We start from the raw sequence: 20,593 nt of genomic DNA on the forward strand, positions 1-20,593 counted from the left end.
GCCGCAAAAACTACGCCCCCGGCGGGGAATGTCCAGCCGGGGGCGCAATGATTGACAGCCAATTAACCGAACAGCAGGTCCGCGATCAGACCTTCAGCGACAGAACCGTCGCCATCATCAGATCGCCAAACCCGTTGAACCGGGTGTTGGTGACGGTGGAATAGGCCCCCATCCCCTGCACGATCACATAATCGCCCTCGGCGATATCGGACGGCAGCGCCACTTCTCCCGGCAGACGGTCCACCGAATCGCAGGTCGGGCCAAAGACGATCCGGCCCTGCAACGCGCCCTCGCGCTTGTCGCCTTCCGGTGTCAGCACTTCGGTACGGTCAATCACGCCGATCAGCGGCAGTTCCGTCAGCGTGCCATAGACACCATCATTCAGGAACACATGCGTATCGTCGCGCAGCGCCTTGACCCGTGCCGCCAGCGTGAACGCGTCGCCGCACAGCGCGCGGCCCGGCTCACAGACCAGCAGCGGGCGGTTGTCGCCGAAAGATTCGGTCGCCACACGGTCGATCAGCTGGAAGGTGGCTTCCAGCGCCGGGATCACGCCCGTCAGACGGTGCGACGGGAACCCGCCGCCCACGTTCAGCCGCGCAATCGTCACGCCCGCATCCCGCGCGATATCGGCGGCAGTGCGGATATAGGTCTCCCACGCGGCCGGATCGGTGCACTGCGTGCCAGGATGGAACGTAAGCGACGGGATGAAACCCGCCTCGGCCACAGTGCGCAGCAGATCGGTGGCCAGCTCTGCCGTCGCGCCGAATTTCGCGCCAAAGTTATAAGCCGCCCCTGCAACGGGCAGCTTGAAGCGCACGGAAATCTCGGTGTCGCGGACAGGAACCAGTTCGATCAGCTTGGCCAGTTCCGTTGCGGAATCAACGGAATAGGACTTCACAGCCTTTTCCACCGCATAGGCGATTTCGGTGCGCGACCGCACCGGGTTGTTGTAGTGGATGGCCGCGTCCGGGGCGAGGCGACGGATCAGGTCGATCTCAAAGCTGGAGGCGCAGTCATAGCCGCGAATCCCGGCAGCCGAGAGGTTCTCCACCACTTCCTCGCCCGGATTGGATTTCACGGCATAAGTCACCATGCCCGGAAAGCCGTCGATGAACCGGCGCGCGGCCGCCTGCAGGGCCGAGGGGCTGAAGAACAGCACCGGGTTCTCCGGCTGCTGACTACGAAGAAATTCGGTCGGGTTGGTCCAGATTGTCTTTGACAGTCCCATCGGCGTGATCCTTTCGGCCAACAAGACGCAAGTCCCTTCCCGCTGCTCGACGGTGGGCACCTGCGTGGTTTTTCCAACCAGGCCAGGTGCGTATGAGCCGCCCTTTTCCTGCAACTAAGGATGCGTCGTATGCTGTACAAAGTCACCGAACAAAACTGTATAATTGCGCTATTTCTTCGTTATAATGACGAAAACATCGGGCATATTGCATGGACGAACTGGATCGCAACATAATCGGGCTTCTGGGGGCGGATGCCCGTATGTCGGTGGCGACTCTGGCCCGACGGCTAAAGGTTGCGCGCTCCACCATACAGGCAAGGCTGGAGCGGCTGGAAACCACCGGCGTGATCGCCGGATACACGCTGAAACTGGGCGAAGGCGCGCGTCAGGGGCGGATTCGCGCCTCGGTCCTGCTGACCATCGAACCCCGCGCGCAGGCCGGGATTCTGACCCGCCTCAAATCGATTGCCGAGGTGGAGCGTGTCTTCACCACCAGCGGGCGCTTCGATCTTCTGATGCAGATCGCCTGCCCCAATACACAAGTGCTGGATCAGGTGCTCGATCAGATCGGCGCGATGACCGGGGTGAAATCCTCGGAAAGCCTGATCCATCTCAGCACCCGGATCGACCGGGCTGTGTGAAGCCCCCTACCCCGCAGGCAACACCCGCCGGATGATCGCGGCCACCATCTCGTCCCGCGCCTCCCCCGTCATGCTGCCCAGCGATTCGAGCCGCCCGGACGCCAGCAGATCGGCCAACCCATGCGCCATAGCCCAGGCCGCCGCCTCATCCGCCATGCTGCGCCCACCCGCCGCCATCACCTGATCCACCAGATGTTGAAACGCTGCCCGCGCCGCGGCCCGCAGGTCCGCATCGCCGAAATCCGGCCGCTCCGATTGCCATAGCAGCCGAAACAGCGCCGGGCGCGCCATGGCGAAATCGACGTAACCCAGCCCCGCCGCCACCAATTGTGATGCCGGATCCTGCGCCGCCCGCGCCTCGCGCGCGGCTTGCGCGGCCAGAAACTGGCGGAACCCTTCTGCCGCCAACGCCGTCAACAGCCCCGCTGCATCGCCAAAATGATGCGCGGGCGCGGCATGGCTGACGCCGGCCCGCTTGGCCACCTGCCGCAGCGAAAACCCCTCAACCCCGCGCGCGGCCAATTCATCTTCGGCCGCCGCCAACAGGGCCGCCCGCAGATCGCCGTGATGATAGGCCCGACCCTCGGCAGACGGGGGCGCAGGATCAGGCAAAAGTTTGGGTGGCAGTCTGGTCATACGCATCGGGATACAGTCCGATCTTGTCACTGGCAAGATTTTCCTTGACAGGTCTCGCCGACCCCATATCCTGACACTGTCAAGATAGGAGCCGCCGATGCTGTCCGATCCCCACCAGATGTTTCAGATCACCGGTCCGCTGGCCATGCTGGGCTGGCTGGCGCTGGTGCTGTCGCCGCTGGCGCCGCGTCTGGCCGATTGGGTGGCGGCGCTGGTCATCCCGGCCCTGCTTTCGGTGGCCTATACCGCGCTGATCCTCGTCCACTGGGCCGATGCGCCGGGCGGGTTCGACAGCCTTGCCAATGTCATGGCACTTTTCACCAACCCCGCCGTCGCGCTTGCAGGATGGGTCCACTACCTCGCCTTCGATCTGTTCGTCGGGGCCTGGATCACCCGTACCGCCCGAGCCGAGGCGATCCCCCACCTGCTGATCCTGCCCTGCCTCGTGCTGACCTTCCTCTTCGGTCCCGCAGGCCTGCTTGCTTTCCTCATCCTCCGCGCCAGCCTCACCCTGCGCGCCCGCATGACCGGAGCCACCCAATGACCACCGCCCTCGCCACCCCCGCCCCGCTCTTCCCCGATCTGCGCCGTATGTGGTCCGACGCCCCCGCGCTGACGGTGCTGGCGGTCATTCTGATCCTCGCATTGGTCCCTCTTTACGCCGCCATGGCCATTGATACTCGCGTCTTTCAGGGCGAAAGCCCGTGGATGAAGCCGGTAAAGTTCCACTACGCCCTGTCCATCTACGCCATCACCCTCGCCTTCTTCGCCCGCTACATGCCCGTCACCACCCGCACCAGCCGCCGCTGGCGGTGGTTCACGGCATCGGTCATCTTCGCGATCCTGGCCGAATGCGCGTGGCTGTCGGCGGCGGCGATGCAGAACACCGCGTCGCATTTCAACACTGACATCCCCTTCTTTACGGCGATCTATTCGCTGATGGGGGTCTTTGCCGTGCTGCTCACATCGGCCAGCCTCGCCATGGGCATCTCCATCTGGCGCAACCCTGAAACCGGTCTGAGCCCGGCAGTCAAACTCTCCATCGCGCTGGGTCTGATCCTGACCTTCGTCCTGACCGTCATCACGGCAGGTTATCTTTCCTCCGCCGGGGGCCATTTCGTGGGCATCCCTGTCACCGGGGCAACGCTTCCCATCCTCGGCTGGTCGCGCGAGGTGGGCGATCTGCGCGTTGCGCATTTCCTCTCCACCCATGCGCTGCACGGCCTCCCGCTCTGGGGCCTTGTCGCGGCCCGCATGGGCGATGCGCGGGGCGGGCTGACGCTGGTCTGGGCGGGCGCTGCTGCTTATGCCCTCCTCGTCGCTGCGGTCTTCGGGCAGGCCCTGCAAGGCCTTCCCCTCATCTGACCCCGCCGCGCGGGGAAAGCGGGCATCTCCTGCTTTCCCTCGCCCCCGTCGCGCGCTAGAACCCCCACGACTGCAAGGGGTGCATGCGATGCCGATGGAAAAGACCTTCAACGCCGCCGAGGCCGAGGCGCGGATCTCCGCGCAATGGATCAACACCAAGGCCTTTCGCGCCGGGGCCAACGCCAAACCCGGCGCGGAAAGCTTTTGCGTGATGATCCCGCCGCCCAATGTGACGGGCTCGCTCCACATGGGCCACGCCTTCAACAACACGTTGCAGGATATCCTAACGCGCTGGCACCGCATGCGCGGGCATGACACGCTGTGGCAGCCCGGCACCGACCATGCCGGCATCGCCACCCAGATGGTGACCGAACGCGACATGGCCCTGCATCAAGAGCCGGACCGCAGGACGATGGGGCGTGAGGCTTTTACCCGCCGCGTCTGGGAACAGAAAAAGAAATCCCGCGGCACGATCATCGGTCAACTACAGCGTCTCGGCTGTTCTTGCGATTGGGACCGCGAAGCCTTCACCATGTCCGGCGCGCCGGGGGCCCCGGCGGGCGAGGAAGGCAATTTCCACGACGCCGTCATCCGCGTTTTTGTGGACCTCTACAACAAGGGCCTGATCTACCGCGGCAAACGGCTGGTGAACTGGGACCCGCATTTTGAGACCGCAATTTCGGATCTTGAGGTCGAGAATACCGAAACCGACGGCCATATGTGGCACTTCAAATATCCGCTCGCGGGCGGGGCCACCTATGAATATGTCGAAAAAGACGCCGATGGGAACGTGATCCTGCGCGAGACGCGGGATTACATCTCCATCGCCACCACCCGCCCCGAAACCATGCTGGGCGATGGTGCAGTTGCGGTGCATCCCTCGGACGAACGCTATGCCGCCATCGTGGGGATGCTCTGCGAAATCCCGGTCGGGCCAAAGGAAACCCGCCGCCTGATCCCGATCATCGCAGATGAATATCCCGATCCGACTTTCGGCTCCGGCGCGGTGAAGATCACCGGGGCGCATGATTTCAACGATTACGCCGTGGCCAAACGCGGCGGCATCCCTTGCTACCGCCTGATGGACACCCGCGCCCGGATGCGCAACGACGGCGCTCCCTACGCCGAAGCCGCGCGTGTGGCAGGCCAAATGTCCCGCGCATGGCTGGTCTCCAAAGGCTATGCCACACCCGGCATCGCCGAGCAGCCCTTCACGCTATCCGAGGCAAAGGTCGACGCCCTCAACCTCGTCCCCGATCACCTCCGCGGGCTGGACAGGCTAGACGCGCGCAAACGCGTGGTGGACGAGATCACGGCCGAAGGTCTGGCCGTCATGACCCGCGCGGATGACCCGCGTCTGGGCAAGACGGCGATCAAGGCCGGGGCCGAAGGGGCCGATGAAACCGTACCCCTCGTCGAGTCCAAGAAAATCATGCAGCCCTTCGGCGATCGTTCGAAAACTGTAATTGAACCCATGCTGACGGACCAATGGTTCGTCGATACTGTTCGAATTGTGCAACCCGCTCTGGACGCCGTCCGCTCGGGCGAAGTCAGGATCATCCCCGAAAGCGGCGAGCGGACCTATTACCACTGGCTGGACAATATCGAACCCTGGTGCATCTCGCGCCAGCTCTGGTGGGGCCATCAGATCCCGGTGTGGTATGGGCCAAGGGTTACGTCGCGGATAGTGTGGTCCGACCGCCAACGTGCCTTGCGTGACAAGCATGATCGACTGGGCGGCCCCTTCGGCGGGAATCGTGCCGAATTCTGCGCCGCGTCTTGGTCCGACGTCTGCAAGATGGCTTCCGAGTACTATTTGGAGCCGGAAGATCGTTTTGTCCAAATAGAGACGATCGATGAACTGAAGGCATTCTACGACCGGAAGGAATACATCCATAAGACGCCTCTGGTCCGCGACCCCGACGTCCTCGACACCTGGTTCTCCTCCGGCCTCTGGCCCATCGGCACGCTGGGCTGGCCCGAACCGACCGATGCGCTGAAGCGCTTCTTCCCGACCTCCGTCCTGATCACGGGGCAAGACATCCTCTTCTTCTGGGTCGCCCGGATGATGATGATGCAGCTTGCCGTGGTGGATCAGGTACCCTTCAAGACGGTCTACCTTCACGGCCTCGTGCGCGATGCCAAGGGCAAGAAGATGTCCAAGTCGCTCGGCAACGTCATCGACCCGCTCGACATCATCGACGAATTCGGCGCCGACGCGCTGCGCTTCACCAACGCGGCCATGGCCTCGCTGGGCGGCGTGCTGAAACTCGACACCCAGCGCATCGCGGGCTATCGCAATTTCGGCACCAAACTCTGGAACGCCTGCCGCTTCGCCGAAATGAACGGGGTGTGGGAAGGCCACGCCACCCAATCCGCACCCCCCACGGCCACCGCCACAGCCAACCGCTGGATCATCGGCGAAACCCTCCGCGCCCTGGCCGAGGTTGACGCCGCCCTGACCGACTACCGCTTTGATCAGGCCGCAGACACGCTCTACAAATTCGTCTGGGGCAAGGTCTGCGACTGGTATGTCGAATTCGCCAAACCGCTCTTCGACGGCCCCGCCGCCGACGAAACCCGCCGGACCATGGCCTGGGTGCTCGATCACTGCATGATCCTGCTGCACCCGATGATGCCCTTCATAACCGAGGAGCTTTGGGCCACCACTGGCACCCGCGCCAAGATGCTCGTCCATACCGATTGGCCGACCGCCGACCTGTCGCTCGCCGATCCCGCCGCCGACCGCGAAATGGGCTGGGTCACCACCCTGATCGACGAGATCCGTTCCGCCCGCGCGCAGATGCATGTCCCCGTCGGCCTGAAGATCGACCTCGTTGCCACCACCCTGTCCGATGAGGCCCGCCACGCCTGGACCCGAAACGAAGTGCTGATCAAACGCCTCGCCCGCATTGATGCTCTGACCGAGGCGGCCACCGCCCCCAAAGGCAGCGTCTCCATCGCATTGGACGGCGCGGCCTTCGCCATGCCGCTGGACGGGATCATCGACATTGCCGAGGAAAAGGCCCGCCTGACCAAAACGCTGGACAAACTCGCCAAGGAAATCGGCGGGCTGAACGGGCGGCTGAACAACCCAGCCTTCGTCGCCTCTGCCCCCGAAGAGGTGGTGGATGAAGCCCGCGCAAACCTCGAAGCGCGTCAGGATGAGGCAGCCAAACTGCAATCGGCCCTCTCCCGTCTTGCTGAAATCGGCTGATTTCTTCTCTGCAAAAATATCCCGCGGGGTAGGCCCCCCGCAGGGGGGCGAGGGGGCGCGCAGCCCCCTTTTCTTTGCCAATCATTCGCGCAACACTCCCGGTGAAGGAGATTGCCAATGTCATGGCTCAACCGCCTCGCCGAACGCCAGATGCAGAAAGCCCGCCTCAAGGGTGAGCTTCAAGGTCTGAAGGGAGAGGGCAAGCCCCTGCCCGACCACACCGCCGATGCCTTTGTCACGCCGGGTGAGGCGATGGGTTTCCGCATCATGGCCGAGGCGGGCGTCCTGCCCGAAGAGATTGTCCTGAAAAAGGAAGCCGCCCGGCTCATGGCCGAACTCGCCACGATCACCGATCCCGAGGCGCGCAAAGCGATGATGGCGCGCATTGCCGATGTGCAGATGCGGCAGGCCATGGCGGAAGAGGCCCGCCGCGCCTTTCTGCGCGGCTGACCGCGCCGCTGGCGAAGAATTTTCACTGAAAATTCTTCTCTGCTGCAGGTTTTCCATGGAAAACCTGCCCAAACTTTCCAAGGAAAGTTTGCCCCTGCGAATTTTTCACGAAAAATTCGCCTCTTGCGCTTCGCCCGAAGCCGCGCTTCCTTGGCCCCCATGACCGGACCCCGCCTCACCCCGCTTGCCGACAGCCTGCCTGAAACCGTGCCCTTCGTCGGGCCCGAAACGCAGGAACGCACCTTGGGTCGCCCCTTCCGCGCACGTCTTGGCGCGAATGAAAGCCGCTTTGGCCCCTCGCCCCGTGCCATCGCGGCCATGGCGGCGGCGGCGGCCGAGGGTTGGATGTATGGCGACCCCGAAATGCACGATCTGCGCGCGGCAATCGCCGCTCATCATGGCACAACACCTGCCCATGTCATCGTGGGCGAAGGGATTGACGGGCTTCTCGGCACGCTGGTGCGCCTGACAGCAGGGCCGGGGGATCATGTCGTCACCTCGCTGGGCGCCTACCCCACCTTCAACTTCCATGTCGCGGGCTTCGGGGCAACCCTGCACCGTGTCCCCTACCGGGATGACCACGAAGACCCGCAGGCACTCGCCGCCATGGCGCGGCAGGTGGGGGCGAAACTCGTATACTTCGCCAATCCCGACAATCCGATGGGCACCTGCCACCCGGCCGAAACCGTCATCGCCTTGATCGACGCGCTGCCCGAAGGCACGCTTCTGGTGCTGGACGAGGCCTATATCGACCTCGCCCCTCCCGGCACCGCACCGGAGATTCCCCCCGATGATCCCCGCGTCATCCGCATGCGCACCTTTTCCAAAGGCTACGGTCTGGCCGGGTTACGGCTGGGTTATGCGCTGGCCGCACCGCCCCTGATCCGCGCCTTCGACAAGGTCCGCAACCATTTCGGCGTGGGCCGCGTCGCGCAGGCGGCGGCGCTCGCGGCGCTGGCAGATCAGGACTGGCTGGCCACCGTACAGGCGAATGTCGCGCAGGCCCGCGCGCGTATCGCCAAGATCGGGGCCGCAAACGGCCTGACAGCCCTGCCCTCGGCCACCAATTTCGTCACGCTCGACACCGGGCGGGATGGCAATTTCGCCCGCGCAGTGCTCGCTGAATGCATCGCACGGGGGGTGTTCATCCGCATGCCCGGCGTGGCGCCGCTGGACCGCTGCCTGCGGATCAGCGCGGGAACCGATGCCGATCTGGACGTGCTGGCCGAGGTTCTGCCGCAGGCGCTGGCCGCCCTGCGGCGCTGATCACCGCCTGATCACTCAGCCCGGCCCAGCGCGGGCGTCGGGCCGGCAGGCGCATCCGTCGCCGGGCCAAGGCGCGGCGTCGGGGCCTCTGCCGAAACAGCGGTCACCGTGCCTGCACTGCCCGCCACAGGCGCAGTAGCCACCCCTGCAGGAAGGGCGCGGCGGAAGACCAGCATGGTCTGTTCAGTCGTCTTCGTCTTGGTAAAGCCCGACCGTTCGTCGCAAGGCAGGGTTTCCGAACGCTGATACTCCCACCCGTCGCGGCCCAGATCGTTCATCAGCGTGGTCAGGGTCAGCGCAAAGCGATCCTCGGTCGTCTTGGCATCGCGGGCCTTGGTGCCGCGGCGCGGGGCCGGAAGAACCTTGTATTCATAACGCTGCATCGGACTCTCCGGAAGTTTCTAGGGCGTAAGTAGAGGTTTGCGCCGTTCTGGCAAAGGGGCTGGCGCGGGCAGGCGGGCTTTCCCGCCGACCGCACCCAGCCCTGCCCCTTACAGGCCCAGCTTCTGTGCCACCATCTGGTTGACCACCGCCGGATTGGCCTTGCCCCCCGTCGCCTTCAGCACCTGGCCTGTGAACCAACCCGCCAGCTTGGCATTGACCTTGGCCTTTTCCACCTGATCGGGGTTGGCCGCGATCAGGGCATCCAACGCCCGCTCAATCTCGCCCGTATCCGTCACCTGCTTCATGCCATGCTTTGCGGCCACTTCGGCGGGGTTCCCGCCTTCGGTCCACAGCAGCTCGAACAGCTCTTTCGCCATCTTGCTGGTGATCTCACCGCTCGCGACCAGATCCAGCACGCCACCAATCTGCGCCGCCGACAGCGGGCTGTCGCTGATGCCCAGACCTTCCTTGTTCAACCGACCGAACAGTTCGTTGATGATCCAGTTCGCCACCTGCTTGCCATCGCGGCCCTTGGCCACCTCCTCAAAAAAGGCGGCATTGTCCAGCTCGGCGGTCAGGACATTGGCATCGTAATCAGTCAGCCCGAAATCGGCCATGAACCGCGCCTTCTTGGCATCGGGCAGTTCCGGCATCCGGGCGGCGATATCATCGACCCAAGCCTGTTCGATCTCCAGCGGCAGCAGGTCCGGGCAGGGGAAATAGCGGTAATCATGCGCCTCTTCTTTGCTGCGCATCGACCGTGTCTCGCCCTTGTCGGGATCGTAAAGCCGGGTTTCCTGATCGACCTTGCCGCCATCCTCCAGAATGGCGATCTGACGCCGCGCCTCGTATTCGATGGCGGCCTGAATGAACCGCAACGAGTTCATGTTCTTGATCTCGCAGCGCGTGCCCAAATGGCCAAAGTCCTGCGTCGCCTGATAGCGTTCGTAATCGCCGGGGCGGCAGACCGACACGTTGACGTCGGCGCGCAGGTTGCCGTTCTGCATGTTGCCGTCACAGGTGCCCAGATAGCGCAGAATCTGGCGCAGCTTGGCCACATAGGCCGCCGCTTCCTCTGGCCCGCGCAGATCGGGGCGGCTGACAATCTCCATCAGCGCCACGCCGGTCCGGTTGAAATCCACGAAGGACATGGTCGGGTCCATGTCATGGATCGACTTGCCGGCATCCTGTTCCAGATGAATGCGCTCGATCCGCACCAGACGCGCCACGCCGGGGGCCAGTTCGACCAGCACTTCACCCTCGCCCACGATGGGGTGGTACAGCTGGCTGATCTGATAGCCCTGCGGCAGATCGGGATAGAAATAGTTCTTCCGGTCAAAGGCCGAGGTCAGGTTGATCTGCGCCTTCAGGCCCAACCCGGACCGCACCGCCTGTTCGATGCAAAACTCGTTGATGACCGGCAGCATCCCCGGCATCGCGGCATCGACGAAGGCCACGTTGGAATTGGGCTCTGCCCCTACCTGCGTGGAGGCCCCCGAAAACAGCTTGGCGTTTGACGCGACCTGGGCATGGATCTCCATCCCGATCACCAGTTCCCAATCGCCCTTCGCGCCCGCGATGACCTTGGGTTTCGGGGGCTGATAACTGATGTCAAGCATGGCGTGCCGTCCTGTGATCCGTTTGCCCGCCTGTCTAGGGCGTCAGGGCAGCGGCATCAAGCATGCTGTCACCGGTTCTGCCCTGGCGGCGTTGCCGAGCGCGGCCATGTCTGCCCTTTGGGTTCTTGCTTGTCGACCTCTGGCATCCGCGTCAGGATCAGCACGATCGGCAAAAGCAGGATGAACAAAAGCATGTTCCAGGCACGGCTCAGGATATCGGCCGTGACCGACGAAGCAATAAAACGCGACATGGCAGTGTCACACCATCTACAGGGTTACGCGGACCTTTCGGTCCGTTACGTTCAGGCACATCTTGGGCAGGATCGGCGGGCAGTCCACCGACGGTTTAGCGAGCAGTGTCATTCGTGTAGCGGTATTGTGGCAAATTGAGGGCAAACCCTTAACGCAAGGTTAACGACCGGCCCGAAAAGGCGGTTTTCTGCCTATCCCGGCCGGCAACAAACTGTTTCCATGGACAGGTGGAACCGTCCCTGATCAAAAGCCCCGGGTCGCGCATGGGGGTGCGGCGCTGCCGATCAGGAATCGATGATACGTCCTTCCGCCTTTGTGGCCTTTTCCGTTGTTGCCGTCATTCTCGGCGGCTGTGTGTCCAGTGATGCAACGACAAGCCTGTCGACCAGCGGCCAGACGCCGCCGATGCAATGGGATGTCCGTGCCGAAGGGCCGGAATGGACCCGCGACACGCTCAGTGCTCTTCAAACCCATGACGCCGTGTTGGCGTCAACCGTGCCAAGCGACATGGAAACGTGGTGCCCCGGCTACGCCACCGCCTCGATCGAGGATCGCCGCGCCTTCTGGGCGGGGCTGATGTCGGCAGTCGCCCGCTATGAAAGCACCTGGAACCCACAGGCCTCGGGCGGCGGCGGGCGCTATATAGGAATCATGCAGATCTCGCCCGTTTCAGCCGATTATCACCAGTGCGAGGCCGACACCGTGTCCGAATTGAAGGACGGGTCCGAGAATCTGGAATGCGCTGCGCAGATGATGGCCAAGGCCGTGGAACGCGACGGTCTGGTCGCCGGCGGCGGCAATCGCGGCATCGGCCGCGACTGGATGCCCCTGCGCGATGGCGGCAAACGTGAAGCCATGGCCAACTGGACGCGGGCGCAGCCTTACTGCCAGGTCAAGGATGGCGGTGGCTTCTTCGCCCCGCGCGAGGGCGTGACCCTCTCAGCCAAGGGCTGACGGCCCCACCCTGCCCGGCGCCCCGCTGGGATATCGCTGGCCCATCGTAACATTGAGGGGCGCCTCCGCCCCTCACACCCCCCGCATCCGCCCGACCATTTCCCCCAGATCCCGGCTCAGTCCCGGTGTGCCGGCCATCCGCGCCAATTCCCCCTGCACCATCGCCTGCCGGTCCGCATCATAGCGCGGCCAGGTGTCAAAGGCGGTGGACATGCGCGCCGCTGTCTGCGGGTTCAGCGGATCAAGCCGCAACAGCCAATCCGCGATCAGCCGATACCCCGCGCCCGAAGCATGGTGGAACCCGGCATGATTGGCCGACAGCGCCCCGATCACCGACCTGAACCGGTTTGGATTCTTCCAGTCAAAATCCTTGTGCCGGGTCAAACCCTCGGTCACCTCTGCGGCACGGTCGGGATGGGCCAGCATGATCTGCAACGCAAACCACTTGTCCATCACGTTGCGATCCCCCGCCCAGCGCGCCTGAAACAAGCCCAATTCCGCCTGCCCTTGCCCGATGTCCAGCAGCGCCGACAGTGCGCCCACCTCTTCGGTCATGTTGTTTGCCGCGCGATAGGCGGCCCCCGCCGCCCGCCCGCCATCCACCCGCGTCAGCAAGGCAAGCGCCGCAATGCGCAGCGCCCGCCGCCCTGCCGCGCGGGCATCAGGGGTAAACGGCCCCGGCTCCGCCAGCCCGTCGATCAGCGCGGGCAATTGCCCGCCCAACCGCCCCGCCAGCGCATCGCCCATCCGCCGCCGCGCCGCCCAGATGCGCGCCGGATCGGGGGTGATCCCCGCGGCATGCAGCGTCGCCGCCATGTCATCCTCGCCCGGCAGGCGCAGCGCCAGCGCGCGGAACGCCGGGTCGAGCGTTTCGTCAAAGGTCACGCGGGCGATGGCATCCAGCCAATCAGGGCCGGGCGCGGCATCCTCCGTCACCATCTGCATCAGCAGATCCTTGGCCAGCGCGCGCCCCGCCTCCCATTTGTTGAACGGGTCGGTGTCATGGGCCAGCAGGAAGGCCCGCTCTTCGGGGCTCACCTCGCGCTCCAGGATCACTGGCGCGGAGAAACCCCGCAGGATGGATGGGATCGGCCGCGTGGCGGCCAGAAAGCGGAAACTCTGCCGCGTCTCCGTCAATTCCAGCACGGTCGTCGGCAGCACCTCATCCCCATTCGGGTTCAGCAACCCCACCGCCACGGGGATCACCTTCGCCCCCTTCTCCGGCTGTCCCGGCGTGGCGGGGTTCTCCTGCTCCAGCGTCAGGGTATACGTCGCCCCGTCCCAATCTTCCCACACCTTCACGCGCGGCGTTCCCGCCTCCGTGTACCAGCGTTTGAACTGGGTCAGATCGCGCCCCGTCGCATCCTCGAACACCTTCAGCCAATCCTCAATCGTCGCCGCCTCGCCGTCATGGCGGGTGAAATACAGATCCAGCGCCTTGGCATAGCCCGCATCCCCCACCAACCGCTTCAGCATCCCGATGACTTCCGCGCCCTTCTCATAGATCGTGGCGGTATAGAAATTGTTGATCTCGACATAGCTGTCGGGCCGCACCGCATGGGCCAGCGGCCCGCCATCCTCGCGGAACTGCCGCGCGCGCAGCATCAGCACATCTTCGATCCGCTTCACCGCATGGGATCGCATGTCGCCCGAAAACTGCTGATCGCGGAACACGGTCAACCCTTCCTTCAGGCACAGTTGGAACCAATCCCGGCAGGTGATCCGGTTGCCGGTCCAGTTGTGGAAATACTCATGCGCGATGATCGCTTCGATCCGGCCGAAATCATCATCCGTCGCCGTCTCGGGGCTGGCCAACACGAATTTGGAGTTGAAGATGTTCAATCCCTTGTTCTCCATCGCGCCCATGTTGAAATCATCAACGGCCACGATGTTGAACACGTCCAGATCGTATTCGCGGCCATACACCTGCTCATCCCACCGCATGGACCGGATCAGACTGTCCATCGCATAGGCGCAGCGGTCCTGATCGCCGTCGCGCACCCAGATGTTCAGCGCCACCTCGCGCCCCGACATGGTTCGGAACGGCGCGGAATGTGCCACCAGATCGCCCGCCACCAGCGCGAACAGATAGGCAGGCTTGGGCCAGGGATCATCCCATTCCGCCCAGCCCGCGCCCTGCCCCACCGGGTTGCCGTTCGACAGCAAGACCGGCAGGTCCGCCTCCACCCGCACCCGGAACGGCGCCATGACATCGGGCCGGTCCGGATAGAAGGTGATCTTGCGGAACCCCTCCGCCTCACATTGCGTGCAATACATGCCCCTCGACATGTACAGGCCTTCCAGCGCGGTATTCGCCTCCGGCGCGATCTCCACCTCGGTTTCCAGCGTGAATGGCCCGTCCGGCAACAGCGCAGCCGCGATCGTCAGGCCTGTCGCATCCGGGGTCAGCGCCACTTCCTGCCCGTCGATCCGCGCCGCGATCAGGCGCAGCCCTTCCCCATCCAGCCGCAAGTCATGCCGCCCGGGCCGCGCCGGGTTGGGCGACAGGCGCAGTTCCGCGCCAACCCGCGTGGCCATGGGCGCAAGGCGAAAGCTCAGCGCCACCCCCTCCACCCGATGGGTGAACGGCTGATACTCGGCAAGATGCACGGCGCGCGGCTGGTCGGTCATGGAACACTCCCTTTGACCGGCAAGCTATGAAGCAGGACGGGCGAAGGCAAGGCACGCCCTAGGCCAGCAGCAGATAGAGCGTAAAGGTCGATCCCTGCCCGGCCCGGCTTTCAAAGCCGATCTCGGCCCCGATCAGATCGGCCAGACGGCGGCAGATCGCAAGGCCGATCCCGGTGCCGCCGATGGTGCCGTTTTCATGGCCCAGCCTGTCAAACGGGGTGAACAGTCGCGGCTGCATTTCTGAAGCAATCCCGATCCCGGTATCACTGACCAGGATCGCCATCCGCCCCGCCTCCACCGCCAAAGACACGGTCACGCTGCCGCCCTCGCGGTTGTATTTCACCCCGTTGGCCACCAGATGCGCAACGATCCGACGGACAATCTCTGCATCCGTCTTCGCCAGCGGCGGCGATGCAGCGGGTTCTTCCAGCCGGACCGTTACCCCCTTCGGCGCGTTTGGCGGCACCTGGACGCTGGCCACCGCCTGCCGCAGGCTGGGCAGCACATCCAGCGGCAGCAGGCTGTGCAGCACTTCGCCCTGCTCGATCCGGCTCAGTTCGATCACCCCGTCGACCAGTTGCAAAAGCTGCCATCCCGCCGCCGAAATCGCCTGCACCTGCCGCTGATCCTCGGGCGCAAGCGGGTGCACGGTCGAAGAGGACAGCAGATCGGAATAGCCGATGATCGCATTCAACGGCGTGCGGAATTCATGGCTCATGGCCGAAAGAAAGCTCGCCTTCGCGCGGCTCGCGGCCTTCAGCTTGTCGCCCATCGTCACCAGATGATCGCCCACAGTCTGCAATTCCGCCACCGCATAGCGGTGGCCCGGCGGCACACTGCCCCCGGCGGCAATCTGGCCCATCTTGCGCTCAATCTCGGCCAGCGGTTCTGCCACCCGCGCCGACATGGCAACCGACCGCCGCCAGAGGAACAGGAGGAAACCCAGATAGAACAGCACCAATATCGCCAGCATCCCCTGACTGACCAGCGCCAGCTGCTCGCGCAGTGTGGTGGCCCCCGACAGGATGCTGCTTTCACTGGTCAGAACGATCAGCTTCCATTGTGGCCCCGCAATCGTGGCCCAAGCGGCGATCATCGGGCGGCCAAGGTCCACCGTGCTCTGCCCCTCGGGCGCGGATTGCAACGCGTCGGCCACGCTGAACAGTTCGGCCCGGCGGTACAGGTTGAAACTGTCGGGCTTGAACGTGTCTTGGAGGATCGCCTCGCTGTAGCTGTGCTCGATCAGCGCGGTCACCCCCAGATCGCTCTCGCCCGCCGGGGGCAGCGCCAGAATGGTGCCGTCGCGGCTGACAAGGATCGCATAGCCATCGCCTTCCAGTTCGATGTCCAGCACATCCTCGACGATAGTCCCGATGGTCACATCAATGCCCACCACCGCCTCAAGCTTGGCCTCCACCCCATCCCCGCCGCCATAGACAGGGGCAATGGCCGACACCATCCAGCCCGCCCCGGCCGGATCAAGATAGCTGTCGGTCCAGACCACCGACCGCTTGGGGTTATGGCGGGCATCCGCCTCGTAATAGAAATTGTAGCTGGGGATATCCATTTTCGGCGGATAGATCGCCAGCACATCGAACCAGGGATAGATGCGGTTCAGGCTGTCATGGGTGTTGACATAGACCTGCTGAATCAGCGGATCGCTTTCCGTGATCGACCGCATGATTGGGTCCAGCCGCGCTGTGCGCCAGACCTTGTCCTGTTCCACAGGCCCTACCGGGACGATCCCGCTATAAAACACCGCCGAACCACCGGTATCTTCGGTGCTGTAGAACACCCCGTCAGGCGACGTGGCATGGCGGGCCTTGTCGGCGGCGCTCACATCCGTGGCCGGTGTCGCCAAAGCCCGCGCCGTTTCCCCGGCATAGATGCGGGTCAGTGCCGCAATAGTCTCCAGCCGCCGCGCAATGACCTCGGCCTCGCGGCGCGAGGCAGCACGCAAAGCCTCGGTCGATACTTCGGTGATGGCGGTGGCGCTGCGATCATAGACCACCCGGCTGGTGCCCCAATAGAGCCCGACAAAGGTCAATTCGATCAGCAGCAGCGGAACCAGCGCGGCCCGCAGATAGGACCGCCACAGCCATGTCTTCAGCTGCGGAGGCCCGTGCTTGCCAATCCCTTTTGCGTCCTGCATCTGATCAACACGCTCCGGAAAAGGCGTTCCTCAAGAAAAACAGTGGATCACATACGACACATTGCCCTGTGGCAACAGGATCATGCGAAGTGTCGCATTGTCGTTGGCAAGTGGACACCCATCCTTCCGCATAGGTCTGGGCCCCGGCTTTTCCCCACGCGGGGGCTTTACGAATCTGCCGGGGTGGATAGATAAATGTTCCATGAATGTTCTCATCTGGTTCAAACGCGACCTGCGCCTCCATGACCACCCCGCCCTTGCCGCCGCCGCGGCCACGGGGGCGGTACTGCCGCTCTATATCGTGGAACCCGATCTGTGGCGGCAGACCGATGCATCGGCCCGGCAATGGGATTTCATCGCCGACTCGCTGGCCGATCTGCGCGCCGACCTGGGCAGCCTTGGCGCGCCTCTCGTGGTGCGCATGGGCGACGCGGTTCAGGTGCTGGACCGGCTTTGCCGCCAGCACCACATCGCCCGCATCTTCAGCCATGAAGAAACCGGCAACCTCTGGACCTATGCCCGCGACCGGCGCGTCGCCGCCTGGGCGCGCGAGGCGGGGGTGATCTGGCACGAACTGCCCCAGCAGGGCGTCATCCGCCGCCTGCCCCACCGCGACGGCTGGGCCCGGCGGCGCGATGGCTTTGTCGCCGCCCAGCAAATTCCCGCGCCTCTCGCGCTCAATCCGGTGGCCGGGGTGGAACCCGGCGCAATCCCCACTGCCCGCGCCCTGCGCCTGCCCGATGATCCCTGCGCCCATCGCCAACAGGGCGGGCGCGCACAGGGCCTGATCCTGATGGACAGCTTCCTCACCCAGCGCGGCGAAGGCTACCGCGCCGCCATGTCCTCACCCGTCAGCGGCGAACGCGCCTGTTCCCGTCTTTCGGCGCATCTGGCGCTCGGCACGCTCTCATCGCGTGAGGTGGTGCAGGCCGCCACGGCCCGCACGGCGGAACGCCCCGGTGGGCGCTGGCCCGGCGCCTTGGCCAGTTTCCAAAGCCGCATGGCCTGGCGCGACCATTTCATGCAGAAACTCGAATCCGAACCCGCGATTGAGGTTCGCGCCCTGCACCGCGCCGCAGATGCCCTGCGCCCGCGTGAACCCGATGCGCTCCGGCTGGCCGCGTGGCAGGCGGGGGAAACCGGGATGCCTTTCCTTGACGCCTGCATGCGTTATCTGCGCGCCACAGGATGGCTCAATTTCCGGATGCGCAGCATGGTGATGGCCGTGGCCTCTTACCACCTCTGGCTGGATTGGCGGGCCACCGGGGCGGTGCTGGCACGCCGCTTCACCGATTACGAACCCGGCATTCATTGGCCGCAGGTGCAAATGCAGGCAGGCGTCACGGGGATCAACACCATCCGCATCTACAACCCCATCAAGCAGGGCCATGATCAGGATCCGACCGGCGCCTTCACCCGCCGCTGGGTGCCCGAACTCGCCAGCGTTCCCGATGCCTTCCTGCAAGAGCCGTGGAAATGGCCCGGCGCGCGCGGCCTGCTCGGGCGGCTCTATCCCGAACCCATCGTCGATGTCGCAGCCGCCGCCCGCGCCGCGCGCGATGCCTGCTGGGGCCTGCGCCGCGAACGTGGCCACGCAGCCGAGATGGCCGAGGTCATCGAACGCCACGCCAGCCGCGCCGATCCCCGCTTTGTCAACGACCGCAGCCCCCGCGCTCCGCGCCGCCACGCGGACACAGCGCAAATGAGCCTCGATCTCTGATGGCCAAGATGCGCAAAAAAGGCGACCTGCCCACCAAGACCTGCGCCTGCTGCGGGCTGCCGTTCACCTGGCGGAAGAAATGGGAAAAGGTTTGGGACGAGGTAAAATACTGCTCCGACCGCTGCCGCAACGACGCAAAGCGGAAAACCTGAACAGCACGGCTCGTCCCCTCAGATTTTTCGCAGAAAAATCGTCCCCCTCAGGCCGCACCCACCATCGCCGCCAGCTTGCCCAGCGTCTGCTGACCCAAAGCCTCGGCCCCGAAGCCGCGCGCGTCTTCCCATTCCTTGCGCGTCGCCATGACCATGCACAGCGTCACCCGCGTCGCGCCCTCCGAATCCTCGAACGCCGCCCAGGCATCCGCATGTTTCGGCCCGTTCTCCCCCCACAGCAGCGCATAATCCAGCCGCGCCTCGGGGATCACCCGGCCATAGCGGTGGTGATTGGGAAAGACGGTGCCATCCGGGGCGATCATGTCGAACACCCATTCCCCGCCCTCGCGCAGGTCAATCCGCTGCGTCCGGCAGGAAAACCCGTCCGGCCCCCACCATTTCGGCAACGACTCCGCATTCATCCACGCGCCCCAGACCGCCGCACGCGGCGCTTGGATCACCCGCGTAAGCATCATCATCCGTCCGGCCACCCCGGCCATATTGTCCAGCCCCGCACCAAACCCCGCGCGATAGCCCGCCGCCATGTCCTGCGCCAGATTGGACAATTGCACCGTCACCGACAGCAGGCTTCCCTCGCCTTGTTCTGCCACCCGCGCCGTCACCAGCGCGGCGGACAGCCGCTCCCCGCCGCTTTCAAGCACCTCATAATTCACGCTGCGCGACCCGGCCTGCAAATCCAGCCACCCCACCTCACAGCGCACATCCGGCTCCCCCGCCACCCGGCAGATGGAAACCTCACGCCCACCGATGCGGGTATCGGCCTCGACAAACTCTACCGCCACCTCGGGCGCAGGCGCCGCCCAGATCGCCCGCGCGGCGGGCGCGGTCCAGGCCTGCCACAGCGTCGCCGCCGGGGCATCAACCTCCCGCTCGAATGTCAGGGTCGCGCATAGCGGATCACTCATTGCCCCAACCCTTGCGCATAGGCCTCCAACTGCGTGGCCACTGTCCCCCACCCGTCATGGAACCCCATGTCGCGGTGCTGTCGCGCCGTCTCGGAATTGCGATGCCGGGCCACGGCAGTATAGCGCGTCCGCCCCCCACCCAGATCCTCGAACGTCACAATCGCCGTCATGAACGGCTCCGCCGCGGGCTTCCAGCCTTCGGTATAAGTATCCGTGAAAACGAGCTTTTCACCCGGAACCACCTCCAGATAGACACCCTTGTTCTCCATCACTGCACCCTCCACGTCGAATGTGGTGTTGCAGGCTCCGCCCACCCGTACGTCCAGATGGCAGGCCGTCACCTTGTGCGGTTTCGGCACGAACCATTGCATCAGGTGCTCCGGCTCGGTCCAGCAGCGCCAGATCACCGCGCGCGGCGCGGCCAGTTCGCGCACCAGCACCAGATCAAGGTCGGGGTCCAGATCATCCGTCACGGCCGTTCTCCTGCATCAGTTTCATCACATAGTCATCCAGACGGTCCAGCCGCCCTTCCCAAAGCGCGCGCTGCGCCTCCATCCAGTCGCGCGCAGGGGTCAGCGCCGCCGGCACAAAGGCACAGGTCCGCACCCGCCCATCCTTCGCCGTCGCAATCAACCCCGCCGCCTCCAACACCGCCAGATGCCGCAGCACCGTCGGTAAGCGCAGGCCCGTGGGCGCCGCCAGTTCCGTCACCGCCGCAGGTCCCGCCGCCAAGCGCGCCAGCATCGCGCGCCGCGTCGGATCGGACAGCGCGTGAAACAGCAACGAAAGGTCAGGATCATGCTTAGCCATACTGCTAAGTAACATATCCCACCGAGTCGAACCAGAAAAACTTAGCCAATCGACAAACCATCCGATTTCCCGCCCAGACCGAAAACTGATGTTCGGAAAATCACGGCAATCTTCCCCGTCCCCGGGTTGCAGCCCCGCCTCGCCCTTCGGTATGGTGTGCCATCGCATACCGAACGTCAGGAGCCGC

General features: G+C 64.6%; 19 protein-coding genes. 9 read left to right on the top strand and 10 right to left on the bottom strand.

The window, feature by feature from the left end:
• Positions 1 to 85: 85 nt before the first annotated feature.
• Positions 86 to 1,231, bottom strand: a complete 1,146-nt coding sequence (locus RSE12_15000; protein ID WRH61667.1) for a type III PLP-dependent enzyme — start codon at positions 1,229 to 1,231, stop codon at positions 86 to 88.
• Positions 1,232 to 1,440: 209 nt separating this feature from the next.
• On the opposite strand from RSE12_15000, the gene RSE12_15005 reads away from it, so the two are divergent.
• On the top strand, positions 1,441 to 1,872 hold the full coding sequence (locus tag RSE12_15005) for an Lrp/AsnC family transcriptional regulator (GenBank protein ID WRH61668.1): 432 nt from the start codon (positions 1,441 to 1,443) through the stop codon (positions 1,870 to 1,872).
• A gap of 6 nt (positions 1,873 to 1,878) precedes the next feature.
• Here RSE12_15005 and RSE12_15010 read toward each other — a convergent pair whose 3' ends face one another.
• A complete protein-coding gene (locus RSE12_15010) occupies positions 1,879 to 2,508 on the bottom strand; it encodes a TetR/AcrR family transcriptional regulator (protein WRH61669.1) in 630 nt (209 codons plus the stop codon).
• A gap of 97 nt (positions 2,509 to 2,605) precedes the next feature.
• On the opposite strand from RSE12_15010, the gene RSE12_15015 reads away from it, so the two are divergent.
• The 5 genes from RSE12_15015 (at position 2,606) to RSE12_15035 (ending at position 8,806) form a co-directional block, all read left to right on the top strand.
• Positions 2,606 to 3,052: an ABA4-like family protein gene (locus tag RSE12_15015; GenBank protein ID WRH61670.1), complete on the top strand. Its 447-nt coding sequence runs from the start codon at positions 2,606 to 2,608 to the stop codon at positions 3,050 to 3,052.
• Positions 3,049 to 3,873 carry a hypothetical protein gene (locus RSE12_15020; GenBank protein WRH61671.1) on the top strand — a complete coding sequence of 275 codons (825 nt, stop codon included), beginning with the start codon at positions 3,049 to 3,051 and terminating at the stop codon, positions 3,871 to 3,873. The genes RSE12_15015 and RSE12_15020 overlap by 4 nt, the downstream gene beginning before the upstream one ends.
• A gap of 88 nt (positions 3,874 to 3,961) precedes the next feature.
• Positions 3,962 to 7,090, top strand: coding sequence for a valine--tRNA ligase (locus RSE12_15025; GenBank protein WRH61672.1), 3,129 nt, complete (start codon positions 3,962 to 3,964; stop codon positions 7,088 to 7,090).
• 117 nt (positions 7,091 to 7,207) lie between these two features.
• A complete protein-coding gene (locus RSE12_15030) occupies positions 7,208 to 7,540 on the top strand; it encodes a DUF1992 domain-containing protein (GenBank protein ID WRH61673.1) in 333 nt (110 codons plus the stop codon).
• A 159-nt stretch (positions 7,541 to 7,699) separates the two neighbouring features.
• Positions 7,700 to 8,806 (top strand): pyridoxal phosphate-dependent aminotransferase, encoded by a 1,107-nt coding sequence (locus tag RSE12_15035; GenBank protein WRH61674.1) that lies wholly within the window; start codon positions 7,700 to 7,702, stop codon positions 8,804 to 8,806.
• An 11-nt stretch (positions 8,807 to 8,817) separates the two neighbouring features.
• On the opposite strand, the gene RSE12_15040 is transcribed toward RSE12_15035, so the two are convergent.
• From RSE12_15040 to RSE12_15050, 3 genes are all read right to left on the bottom strand, one after another.
• A complete protein-coding gene (locus tag RSE12_15040; GenBank protein WRH61675.1) occupies positions 8,818 to 9,189 on the bottom strand; it encodes a DUF4177 domain-containing protein in 372 nt (123 codons plus the stop codon).
• 108 nt (positions 9,190 to 9,297) lie between these two features.
• Positions 9,298 to 10,809, bottom strand: a complete 1,512-nt coding sequence (gene gatB / locus RSE12_15045; protein ID WRH61676.1) for an Asp-tRNA(Asn)/Glu-tRNA(Gln) amidotransferase subunit GatB — start codon at positions 10,807 to 10,809, stop codon at positions 9,298 to 9,300.
• 68 nt (positions 10,810 to 10,877) lie between these two features.
• On the bottom strand, positions 10,878 to 11,060 hold the full coding sequence (locus RSE12_15050; protein ID WRH61677.1) for a hypothetical protein: 183 nt from the start codon (positions 11,058 to 11,060) through the stop codon (positions 10,878 to 10,880).
• Between the two features lie 295 nt (positions 11,061 to 11,355).
• Between RSE12_15050 and RSE12_15055 the strand changes: the two genes are divergently transcribed.
• Entirely contained in the window at positions 11,356 to 12,015 is a 660-nt protein-coding gene (locus tag RSE12_15055; GenBank protein ID WRH61678.1) for a transglycosylase SLT domain-containing protein, read from the top strand.
• A gap of 72 nt (positions 12,016 to 12,087) precedes the next feature.
• Here the strand turns inward: RSE12_15055 and pepN are convergent, their stop codons facing one another.
• Both pepN and RSE12_15065 read right to left on the bottom strand, forming a co-directional pair.
• Positions 12,088 to 14,646, bottom strand: a complete 2,559-nt coding sequence (pepN, locus tag RSE12_15060; protein WRH61679.1) for an aminopeptidase N — start codon at positions 14,644 to 14,646, stop codon at positions 12,088 to 12,090.
• Between the two features lie 58 nt (positions 14,647 to 14,704).
• Positions 14,705 to 16,798: a sensor histidine kinase gene (locus RSE12_15065; GenBank protein ID WRH61680.1), complete on the bottom strand. Its 2,094-nt coding sequence runs from the start codon at positions 16,796 to 16,798 to the stop codon at positions 14,705 to 14,707.
• 202 nt (positions 16,799 to 17,000) lie between these two features.
• Between RSE12_15065 and RSE12_15070 the strand changes: the two genes are divergently transcribed.
• Positions 17,001 to 18,518, top strand: a complete 1,518-nt coding sequence (locus RSE12_15070; GenBank protein WRH61681.1) for an FAD-binding domain-containing protein — start codon at positions 17,001 to 17,003, stop codon at positions 18,516 to 18,518.
• Entirely contained in the window at positions 18,518 to 18,670 is a 153-nt protein-coding gene (locus RSE12_15075; GenBank protein WRH61682.1) for a DUF2256 domain-containing protein, read from the top strand. Before RSE12_15070 ends, RSE12_15075 begins: the two co-directional genes overlap by 1 nt.
• A 47-nt stretch (positions 18,671 to 18,717) precedes the next feature.
• On the opposite strand, the gene RSE12_15080 is transcribed toward RSE12_15075, so the two are convergent.
• Genes RSE12_15080 through RSE12_15090 form a run of 3 tightly spaced genes read right to left on the bottom strand, consistent with a single transcriptional unit; the run spans position 18,718 to position 20,406 of the window.
• Positions 18,718 to 19,596 (bottom strand): SRPBCC domain-containing protein, encoded by an 879-nt coding sequence (locus RSE12_15080; protein ID WRH61683.1) that lies wholly within the window; start codon positions 19,594 to 19,596, stop codon positions 18,718 to 18,720.
• On the bottom strand, positions 19,593 to 20,069 hold the full coding sequence (locus tag RSE12_15085; protein ID WRH61684.1) for an SRPBCC family protein: 477 nt from the start codon (positions 20,067 to 20,069) through the stop codon (positions 19,593 to 19,595). Before RSE12_15085 ends, RSE12_15080 begins: the two co-directional genes overlap by 4 nt.
• The gene (locus RSE12_15090) at positions 20,059 to 20,406 is read right to left on the bottom strand and encodes a metalloregulator ArsR/SmtB family transcription factor (protein ID WRH61685.1); all 348 of its coding nucleotides are present in this window, start codon (positions 20,404 to 20,406) and stop codon (positions 20,059 to 20,061) included. Before RSE12_15090 ends, RSE12_15085 begins: the two co-directional genes overlap by 11 nt.
• Between the last annotated feature and the right edge of the window lie 187 nt (positions 20,407 to 20,593).

Origin of the sequence: Fuscovulum sp., from assembly GCA_035192965.1 — a bacterium.
Taxonomy (GTDB): Bacteria; Pseudomonadota; Alphaproteobacteria; order Rhodobacterales; family Rhodobacteraceae; genus Paragemmobacter.